The organism is Geodermatophilus sp. DF01-2 (assembly GCF_004571065.1).
GTDB lineage: Bacteria > Actinomycetota > Actinomycetes > Mycobacteriales > Geodermatophilaceae > Geodermatophilus.
Genome location: NZ_SPQN01000130.1, coordinates 1 through 6859, shown reverse-complemented (window position 1 = coordinate 6859; position 6859 = coordinate 1). Strand labels below are relative to the sequence as shown.

Annotated in this window: 5 protein-coding genes; all 5 read left to right on the top strand. The window is 62.3% G+C overall.

Translation table 11 applies throughout. The features are described 5' to 3' along the window. Window positions 1-145 precede the first annotated feature (145 nt). The 5 genes from E4P41_RS20690 to E4P41_RS20665 all read left to right on the top strand — a co-directional run bounded on the left by E4P41_RS20690 (window position 146) and on the right by E4P41_RS20665 (window position 6502). Window positions 146-625, top strand: a complete 480-nt coding sequence (locus E4P41_RS20690; protein WP_209307837.1) for a group II intron maturase-specific domain-containing protein — start codon at window positions 146-148, stop codon at window positions 623-625. A 919-nt stretch (window positions 626-1544) separates the two neighbouring features. After that, window positions 1545-2249: a hypothetical protein gene (locus E4P41_RS20685; RefSeq protein ID WP_135143094.1), complete on the top strand. Its 705-nt coding sequence runs from the start codon at window positions 1545-1547 to the stop codon at window positions 2247-2249. Then, a complete protein-coding gene (locus tag E4P41_RS20680) occupies window positions 2236-3360 on the top strand; it encodes a glycosyltransferase (RefSeq protein WP_167761207.1) in 1125 nt (374 codons plus the stop codon). Before E4P41_RS20685 ends, E4P41_RS20680 begins: the two co-directional genes overlap by 14 nt. Before the next feature lie 785 nt (window positions 3361-4145). After that, window positions 4146-4832, top strand: a complete 687-nt coding sequence (locus E4P41_RS20670; RefSeq protein ID WP_135143091.1) for a hypothetical protein — start codon at window positions 4146-4148, stop codon at window positions 4830-4832. Further along, complete coding sequence (locus E4P41_RS20665; protein WP_135143090.1) at window positions 4829-6502, top strand: carbamoyltransferase C-terminal domain-containing protein; 1674 nt, start codon at window positions 4829-4831, stop codon at window positions 6500-6502. Before E4P41_RS20670 ends, E4P41_RS20665 begins: the two co-directional genes overlap by 4 nt. The last annotated feature ends 357 nt before the right edge of the window (window positions 6503-6859 follow it).

Genomic DNA, 6859 nt, shown 5'->3' with positions numbered 1-6859 from the left:
CGAAAGACTCCATTCCTCGATCGGCAACATGCCGCCCATCGAGAAGGAAATGGAGTATGCTAGTTCCATCGCCTCACGCCGTGAGGTGGCCTGATCGCCACCCTCCATCGGTTCCAGGACGGTTCAGCGGCTACGCGATCTGGGCATGGCCGTTCACCCGGACAAGACCAAGATCGTGTACTGCAAGGACGGCAAGCGTCGCGGCCGGTTCCCGGTCGTGTCGTTCACCTTCCTCGGGTTCATGTTCTGCCCGCGCCCGAGTAGGGACCGCCAGGGCAAGCAGTTCCTGGCCTTCCTGCCCGCGATCAGCCCGCAGGCCCTGAAGAAGATCGGCCGGGTCGTCCGCCGCTGGCGGCTGCACCGCCGGATCTTCCACACCCTCGACGAGCTGGCCCGCGCGATCAACCCGATCGTTGCGGGGTGGATGCAGTACTACGGGCGGTTCTACCGCTCCAAGCTGTCTCCGCTCCTGGCGCGCATCAACGCCTACCTGGTGCGCTGGATCCGCAACAAGTACCGACGGCTGGATCGCACCCGAGCCGCGCACCGGAAACTCGCCGAGCTGGCTGCCAGCCAGCCGCGGCTGTTCCGGCACTGGGCCTGGGTCACCAGCGCCTGGCGATAAGGATGACAAGAGCCCGGTGACGGGAGACTGTCACGCCGGGATCTGTGGGAGCCGGGGGCTGCAATGCCCCCGGCTACCCGACCCTGGTATAAGGGCATCGAACTTGCGAGTGGCGCTCCGTCTACATGACCCTCTAGCAGACCCAGAACACCGCCTAAGCGATGCGCCGGTGGAGTTTCAACAAGACAGGCCGGTGCACGGCTCGAACTGCGCAGCCCCAAACCCCACGCCGCTGCGCTCAGGGTGCACCCGGGAGCAGCTAGTGCGGGGCGGTGCGGGTCTGAGCGCGCATGCGGAACAGCGCCGGGAGGCAGCTGGTCCCCAACAAAGCCCCATCCAACCATCCGCGTCAGTCGCTAGCAGCGGCTGAGATGTTGCGCACTGACCCCCATCCCTGTAGGTAAGAGCGAGGGGAGGGCCTGTGCGCGCTGAACGACAGCTTGTCCTGATCGAGCCGTACATCTCATGGCCGAACGGTCATTGGCGGGACACCGTCGAGGACCTCGTGCTCGGAACGCCCTCGTCAACGGGCGTGACCGTTTTCGTCACGCCAGCAGGTGGAACCGCGTACGCTCAGCGCCTACGCAGTTTGGGCGCACGGGTTGAGACGCTGGGACGATGGCCTCGGCTGCAACAGGCTGCGGATCGATTTCTGAGCCGGCAGGCGAACGGCATGCTCGCTGGCGTCATGTGTGAAGTTCTGAGTGCCTTGCGCGAGTTCGAGGCTCTGCGGACTCTTGCGTCACGCACCACGGAGACCGCGGTGAACCGCTGTGTCGTGGTCCTGACGGCCCACCCTGCGATAGGAGCGGCCCTATACCGACTCACCGGGATTGAGCACCTCCGATTCGTTCATGACGCGGAGTCCGCCCTACCTCGCGGTGCGATACGACGACTGGGAAACGACCGTCCCCACGGCGTGACCTATATTGCCCCCACTGCTGGCGTCGCGGCCGGACTGAAGCAGGCCGACGGTTACACAGCCCTAGTGCAACCCTTTGCACCGTTTCGCGCCGCCCGCAGGTTATCCGAAGCAGAACGCGAGTCGGCTCGCCGCCGGTGGAACGTCGAAAAGGATGCAGTCGTCCTCTTGCTTCTCGGAGGATGGTGGCGCGCCAAGAATTCGCATGTCGTTCTTCGCGCCGTCGCGAGCGCTGAAACCCCAGCAACCCTCATAGTCGCCGGGACGCCGCTAGACATCCCCGCGATGAACAGGCTTAGGCTGCGCGACGACGGCCGAAAAATCAAGGCGATCGACCGACCACTCAATCAACGAGAATTGCGAGAGCTGTACGCCCTCGCCTCCGCGACGATTGTCAGTCGCCGACCAGGGGTGCTCAAGGAAAGTGGCCTAGTCTTAGATGCGGCAAATTATGGAGTTCCGCTCCTGATCAGCGACCATGATGAGCACCTCAATGATCAGCTGAGACACGAAGAATGGGTGCGGGTCTTCCCCTCCGGAGACGAGTGCGCCCTTGCCGAAGCCATCGACGGCCTTCGATGCAACCCCGTGGCGCGACCGGACGCCGACGCACCCTTGCGGCTAGGCCTTAAATGCCCGACGGGCCTTATCGACTACTTCTTCGAACAGGCAGGCGCTAATGGGCTCAATGACCTACGCTGATGATAGGAACGAAACCGACCCGGTACTGGTGGTCGCGCCTGGCCTCACGTTCGGCGGGTGTGAGCTTTACGCCGCCGGCTTGGCGAAGGCGCTGGCCGCAAGCGGACGCCGAACTTCCCTCGTCGTTCACTCCGCCAATCAGCCGACGTTCATCACGCTAGTTGAATGCGACGGACTCCAAGTCGGGTCGATTGACTTCATGACTGAGCCTGCCCCGAGGCTGGCTTCTCTCGCCAAGGGCGCTACGGCAGCTGTTATCTGCCTGCCTCTTCCGGTGCCAGAGCCCGACGGCCCTGAGCCACTAGACCTGCTGGTTTCGCTGGCCGAGGTGACGCACGTAGTCGCGGTCTGGCAGCTATGCCACGAAACGTTTCACCGGTCACCGGTGCACCGCGCAACTGCCTCTGCCCTTCTGCGACGAGGTGTCAAATGGGTCTGCGTCTCACAGCAGAATGCGGAGCAGATGCGCTCGATGTACGGCCTTAAGTCTGGCGACGTGCAGGTCGTCCTCAACGGAGTCGAAGACGGAGAACCTGCGTTCACAGGCGACATTAGACGCGCCCGCCGAGACTTTCTGCTTGGCCGCGACAACATATACGCACTGCTGTCTGTCGGCCGACTCGTAAAATGGAAAGGGCATGAGACCGCAATCCGGGCCCTCACCCTCCTGCCCGCGATCGTTCACCTATACATAGCCGGAACCGGCTATGACCGGCCCCGGCTCGAGGCTCTCTCGGTCGAACTTGGCCTCGCTGAACGAGTGCACTTTCTGGGTCAGCGCTCGGATGTTCGCGAGCTGCTCAAGTGTGTCGACGCATATGTGCACCCGTCGACGGCTGAAGGCGCCAGTTTCGCACTCCTTGAGGCGTTAGTCACGGCCACCCCGGTGATTGCGGCCAAAACGGCGAGCAACCCAGAATTGCTTGATGGGGGTCGCCTGGGATGCCTCTTTGCTCCTGGGCAACCACGGTCTCTCGCCGAACAGGTGATGTCCCTGATCGCAAGTGTCAACCTGAAGGACAAGGCCGCCCTTGCGCGCGAGCACGTCCTCAAGCACTACACGCGATCTGAGATGTGGGAGGGAGTGGGGCGCCTTCTTGCGTCTCAGTGATGAACGGCATCGCCAAGCTCGCTAGCGATCCCACGAGCAGCCGCAAACAGCCGCCGCTCCCAACGATGATGGGTTCACCCGCCCGCGAAGGGAGTCCCCGCCGTGGTAGGACGAGACGAGCTAGCTCAGCCACGTCCGTGGCTCCAGACGCTCCGGGCTCAAGACATCGCTGTCCTCCAGGCGCAAGGACTCTTAGGGCGCCGGGCAGTCAGCATCGTCTCCGACAATTGCTGGGGGGCCGCAGCCTACCGTTACCTGGGCTTGGAATATCGGAGTCCCTTCATCGGGCTGTTCATCTTGCCGCCCTGCTATACGCGGATGATTGAGCGCCTAGATCACTTTCTGGGTGCGGCGCTATCGTTCCACGCACAAAGGCGCTACCGAGCGGTGAACGCGTCCCGCAATGAAGGCCGTCTGCCCCTGTATCCGATTGGGCGCCTTGACGACGACATTGAACTGCATTTCTTGCACTATGCGGACCCGGACGCAGCCAGCAGCTCATGGAACCGAAGGTTGGGACGCGTGACGGACAAAGTCCGCATCGAGTGCTCATTCAGCGGCCGTCTATGGTCTGCCGACTTGGTGCAGCGAGTCCTGCATGCTGAACCTGCAAGCCTGGTGATACAACCGAACGGGCGCCGCGTTACCGGCGTGCTGCGTGTGCCGCGATTTACTGCGGACGGATGGCGACTCCTTCCAAGTTCGGTTCGGAGGTTCGACCTGCCTGCCTGGCTAGTCGAAGGCACAGTTATTCCGCGGACAGGGGATGGCAAGGAAGTGCGCGGGTGACTGACCTCAAGGTTGGCCTGATTGGCGTCTACCGCTCACAACACTATGCGAACCTCGCAGCCGTGAAGGCGTCCTTCTCATTCACCTCAGCGTGCTTCTGGGCGCTTGACGCAAGTCCAGTGCACGCCGCGGCCTCCACGCTCGGTTCGGGGCCAGGCGGGCGGTTAGCCCACCTCAATAGAATACATGCCCAGATGCCGGCCGACCTGGATTTCCTGGTGATCTGCGACGATGACGTCCGCTTAACGCGGGGAAACATTGCTGCCCTGCTGGAAATTATGAACGCCGGGGCGTTGGATATCGCCCAGCCGGCACACGACCGCATGAGCAATTGGAGTCATCCCATCACTATCGCCGAGGAGGGATGTACATATCGCCTCACGACCTTCGTCGAGGCCGGTCCACTCGTTGCGCTAAGTCGGCTTGGACGAGGCCTGGTGTTCCCTCTTCCAGAAGGGTGGGGGATGGGCTGGGGGGTGGAGCTCCTGTGGGCTGACACTCGCGCAACGTTGGGGATCGTCGATGCGGTACGCATGCGACATCTTGCACCCGTCGCACATGACTATGACGCTTCGGCTGAACATGACCGGGTGCGGCGCCTGCTAGTCGAGCGCGGACATACGAACTGGTCCTCCATGCAGTCGGTGAAGCGCCGTGTACGGCCAGACAGGAGTAGCAGGTGAAGGCGACCACCACAGGACCAACTATCCTCGGTATCAACGCTGCCCATGACGCCTCAGCAGCAGTCGTAACTGGTTCCGCTGTCTTGGCGGCCATCAGCGAAGAACGACTCAATCGGCAAAAATATTACGCCGGGCTTCCTGTCTTAAGCATTCAGGCCGTCCTGCGCATGTCCAATCTGGGCTCTGACGGTGACGGCCTAGATTGCGTCGTCATCAATGGAGGTGAGACCTTCAACGGCTTGGTGACCCTGCAGGCCATGCTCCCGGCGGCGCGGCACGTGCCGTGGTTCGTGTCGCCTTCTCATCACCTCTTGCATGCCGCCTACGCGGCCGCCTCGCACGGAGGTGGTGCTAAGGCGATTCTTGTAGCGGATGGATCAGGTGGTTCTTATGCGTCACATCAGTCGGCGACTCCGGCGACCCTTTTAGGGGATCCGCCTTCGAACCCGAGCCACTGGGAAGCACTGAGTGCCTATGACTTCCGAGCCGATGGGAGCGTCGACCTCCTGATCAAGGATTGGGGGGAGTGGGAGGACGACGGATGTTTCCACTTCCCAAGTCTAGGACACATGTTCTCGCTGGCCTCCCAGATGATATTCGGCGGCTGGATGCACGCTGGCAAGGTCATGGGCTTGGCTCCGTACGGTGACCCAGACGCGTCTGCGCTCCGTCTGGTTGAGACGCTTGAGGGGGGATCGCTTCACTTTCCGGATACCTACTGGAACTTGCACTTCGATGCGGTTCCCCCCGCGGCGAGGGATAACCTGGAAGACCACGAGGCTGCTCGTACAATCGCCGCGAAGGTTCAGGATGAGTTGGAGCGGGCGCTGTTCCACCTTGCTGACAGTCTCAGGTCGCGCACCGACAGCGACCTACTCTGCTTCACGGGCGGTGTGGCACTCAACTCCGTCGTTAATGGCAAGTTGCAGCGGGCTGGCATCTTCGAGCAACTGCACTTGGCGCCTGCAGCGGGCGACAGCGGTGTGTCGGTCGGCGCCGGTGCTTTCGGCTATTGGCACCTAACTGGCAACTGGCCCGATCTGTCTGCGACGCAGGAGTTCTTGGGTGGGGAGTACCCCGTGGATGCAGGGCTAGTTGCCCATCTTTCCCGCGTGGGACTTCACGCTGTTCAGGTGGCTAACCTCGCCGACTCCCTAGCAACCGACATCGCGGATGGACTCTTCGTCGGACTCTTTCGAGGACGTAGTGAGTTCGGGCCCCGAGCTCTGGGCAATCGCAGCATCCTCGCGAATGCGACGCTGCCTTGGGCCAAGGACGAACTGAACCGTCGAGTCAAGTTCCGGGAGCGCTTTCGACCGTTCGCGGCCATCGTGCTGCGGGACCGCATGGCTGACTGGTTCGAGTGGGATGCGGACAGCCCTCATATGATGCTCGTGAGTCAGGTACGTCTCGAGAAGCGTGAAGCCGTTCCGAGTGTCGTGCATGTCGATGGTAGCTGCCGTGTGCAAACCGTTGACCGGAGCGACGAGTTGTTGTACGCCACGCTCGAGTTGTTGGAGAAGCGTACGGGGGCCCCCCTGTGCATAAACACCTCGCTGAACATCAAGGGAGAGCCGATCGCTGAGACCATCGATGACGCACTCCGCTGCCTTACTGATTCGGACCTGGACGTCATGTACCTCGGGTCTTACCGGGTCAGTCGTGCGTGAGGCAGTTGCCCGCTTGCAGGCGGAATTCGACCGGGGATACGCTTCCTACCTTGCGTCGCCCGCGGCTGGCGACCTCTTTAATCAAACTCTCGACGCGCGCCTGCCAAGCGGCATCGAGCCGTACTCATTCATAACGCTGGACCTCCTTCGCTCGATGAGGCTCCACCTCTCACGGGTGGCTGCAGGAGGGACCTTGTTGGATCTCGGGTGCGGACGGGGAGGCCCTGGTCCAATGCCACTTAGCCTAAGTTGATCATGCGGCGCGGGGCTGGATCGGGTAGAGCCGGACGGTGGGCGGGTCGGCGTGACGGACGCTGGCCGGCTCGCCGGGTTTCTTGATCCGGTACTGGTTGTGCC

Bases quoted from the DNA above. Each gene is read 5' to 3' on its own strand.
- E4P41_RS20690 (WP_209307837.1), top strand. From the start codon at position 146: ATGGCCGTTCACCCGGACAAGACCAAGATCGTGTACTGCAAGGACGGC.
- E4P41_RS20680 (WP_167761207.1), top strand. From the start codon at position 2,236: ATGACCTACGCTGATGATAGGAACGAAACCGACCCGGTACTGGTGGTC.